Source organism: Candidatus Aquicultor sp., from assembly GCF_054640775.1.
Window position 1 is genome coordinate 1 of record NZ_JBTSLF010000313.1, and the last position, 2,717, is coordinate 2,717.

4 protein-coding genes are annotated in these 2,717 nt (G+C 51.1%); all 4 read right to left on the minus strand.

Annotated elements, in window-relative coordinates; translation table 11 throughout:
- Nucleotides 1-200: 200 nt before the first annotated feature.
- Entirely contained in the window at nucleotides 201-683 is a 483-nt protein-coding gene (locus ACYC56_RS14645) for an FHA domain-containing protein (RefSeq protein WP_461374909.1), read from the minus strand.
- A gap of 31 nt (nucleotides 684-714) precedes the next feature.
- Nucleotides 715-963 (minus strand): hypothetical protein, encoded by a 249-nt coding sequence (locus tag ACYC56_RS14650; RefSeq protein WP_461374910.1) that lies wholly within the window; start codon nucleotides 961-963, stop codon nucleotides 715-717.
- 39 nt (nucleotides 964-1,002) lie between these two features.
- Nucleotides 1,003-1,308 carry an RsiG family protein gene (locus ACYC56_RS14655; protein WP_461374911.1) on the minus strand — a complete coding sequence of 102 codons (306 nt, stop codon included), beginning with the start codon at nucleotides 1,306-1,308 and terminating at the stop codon, nucleotides 1,003-1,005.
- Nucleotides 1,309-1,471: 163 nt separating this feature from the next.
- Nucleotides 1,472-2,717: aminomethyl-transferring glycine dehydrogenase subunit GcvPB (gene gcvPB / locus ACYC56_RS14660; RefSeq protein WP_461374912.1), on the minus strand; the 1,246-nt coding region annotated here is incomplete at its 5' end.

Below are 2,717 nucleotides of genomic sequence, written 5' to 3' on the forward strand. Positions count from 1 at the left end.
CCGCCGGGAGTTCGCTCCGGCCGTATGAGCTTCTCTTCTTCATAGTAGCGAATCTTGCTTATCGATAGATCGGGATAGCGTGGTTTTAGATGATCTACGACTTCCCCAATCGTTAGGTAATCCCTCTTTGGCGGCATATCGTTCCTCCTCTCAACATTTCGGCTTTGAACAACGCTGTTATATGCCCTGCTGCATCCCAGCTATTTCTTTGCTACAAATACCAGCTTAAATTTTCCGATTTGTATCTCGTCGTCTGATTCAAGCTCGGTCGCTCCATCGATACATTGCTGATTGACATAGGTACCGTTCAGGCTGCCGGCATCGACGATCGTAACTGCGCCGCCCATTGTGATCTTAGCGTGGTTTCGCGAGACTGTGACGTCGTCCAGAAAGATATCGCTGCTCGGGTCGCGTCCCAAAGTTATTTCATTTTTCGCTAAATTGAATTTCTGACCTATAAAAGGGCCTTTTGTGACGACCAGAATCGGTCCTTCGGTGGGCACGATCCTTATTTCGCGGTATTCCTCTTCGACCTCAATCGGTGAGAGAGAAATAGTCGTCTCGATTTCTTGAGCGTGGTCAAGCGGCTCTCCGCATTTTTTGCAGAACTCAGCGCTATCTTCATTTGTGCTGCCGCATTTACCGCATTGCATATGTGCGCTCCAGTTACTTATTTTTATCATAAGCCCTTGCTTTTAACGCCCTTGTGGAGCGCTAAGAAGCTTGCATACTTGCTTTGATTCTCTGTTCATATGTGGCGAGAAGCTCTTTGTTTCCAAGAACGTGCTCTAAGTGACCGTGGTCGATATTATCTTTTACATACGGGTCATTAAGCACCTCGCTGAGATTTCTACCTGCACGGAGTTCTTTGATGATGTAATCAGCCATCCTATCCTCTAAGATGTTCTTGAAACCCTCTTTAAAGAACTCATTAATCGCCGCTTTAATCCGAGATTCGGGCACCACATATCCTCCTTTGTTTGCGCTCGACGCTTCCGGCTTCTAAAATACGTCCTCGTCGGAGACATCGACCTTTGAAACAGTCGTCAAGCCGCGGGCAAGGATTTGGCTCAGGCGGTCTACGTCTGCACCTGAGATAACATCGCCGCCGTCCTCGCGTCTTTTCTTCAGCCGGCCAACCAACTCTGCCCTCAGGATATCGATCTTGCCATGAAGCACCCTGCGGCGATAAGAGACGCGCTCTTCTTCGTCGCAAAGTTGATCCAGGATCTGTCGAAGTTCTTCGTCCGGTTTGCTTGCAATGTCTAGCAGTGCATTATTGAGGTCTAACTCGTTATTTTTGTCCATATCCCATCCCTCATTACTGATCTATCCGAAGTTTATCACACAACCCTGGCTGCTCCTAGATGCCCATTGCAGGTTCTTGGGCTAATTCTTTACTAATCTAAAGATAGACTTGAGTGTTTAAAAAATCCAGTGTTTTTTGAAATTAATTTATCTTTTGCTTGCATCAAGGGTTCCACCTAAGAACCGGATGCCTGGCTGCCTCGGCTTCGTTAAGCCGGCTTATAGGGGTTATGTGGGGGGCGTCCTTTACGAGGTCAGGGGTTTCGATTGCTTCTGTCGCGATTATTTTCAAGGCCTCGATAAAGCTATCGAGGGTTCTCAGACTTTCGGTTTCGGTCGGCTCTATCATAAGCGCTTCTTCTACGATGAGCGGGAAATAGATCGTTGGCGGATGGATGTAGTAATCAAGGAGGCGTTTTGCGATGTCGCGGGCCCTTACGTGAAGCTTCTTTTGTTTGTCCGCAGACAGTACGAACTCGTGCATCGAGGGTACGTCGTACGGGAGCGTGTAGGTATCTTTTAGCTTGTCCTTGAGATAGGCTGCGTTTAAGACCGCTATGTCGCTTACTTTGTTCAAGCCGTCGCTTCCAAGCGCGCGGATATAGCAATACGCCCGCACCATAACCGCGAAGTTGCCGTAGAAGGCGCGAATCCTGCCGATCGAGAGCGGCCGGTTTGTGTCGAAGTAGTAAGCGCCGAGAGATGTGTCAAACGTAATGACCGGTATGGGCAGAAACGGCTCCAGCGTCTCGTTTGCGCCGACCGGGCCCGAACCCGGGCCTCCGCCTCCATGTGGCGTTGCAAACGTCTTGTGGAGGTTGTAGTGAACGACATCGAAGCCCATATCTCCCGGACGGGATTTACCGAGGATCGCGTTGAGGTTTGCGCCGTCACAATAGCTGAGGGCGCCGACTGCGTGGACCATCTCGTTTATCTTGAGGACGTTTTTGTCGAAAATGCCGAGGGTGTTCGGATTGGTAAGAAATATCGCGGCGACTTCTTCGTCAAGAAGCCCTGCCAGCGCATCGATGTCGACGCCGCCCTGGTCGTCTGATGGGACCTGGATCACTTTGTAGCCGAGCATGTGGGCCGTCGCCGGGTTTGTGCCGTGAGCCGAATCCGGGATGATGACCGTGCTTCTCGGGTTGCCCTGGTGCTCATGGTAGGCGCGTATCATGGCCATGCCGGTAAGTTCGCCGTGCGCCCCGGCGGCGGGCTGAAGGCTTACCCTCTTCACCCCACCTATCTCGGCCAACCAAACGCCAAGCTCATACATAAGCTTCAAGGCGCCCTGCACCTGCGTTTCATCCTGGTAGGGGTGGATCGTCGAGAATCCTTTTAACCGTGCCGCGGCCTCGTTGATTTTCGGGTTATACTTCATCGTGCAGGAGCCAAGCGGATAGAAAACC

Excerpts from the sequence above, each read along its gene's own strand:
- ACYC56_RS14655 (WP_461374911.1), bottom strand. The coding sequence starts at position 1,308 with ATGGACAAAAATAACGAGTTAGACCTCAATAATGCACTGCTAGACATT.
- ACYC56_RS14645 (WP_461374909.1), bottom strand. The coding sequence starts at position 683 with ATGATAAAAATAAGTAACTGGAGCGCACATATGCAATGCGGTAAATGC.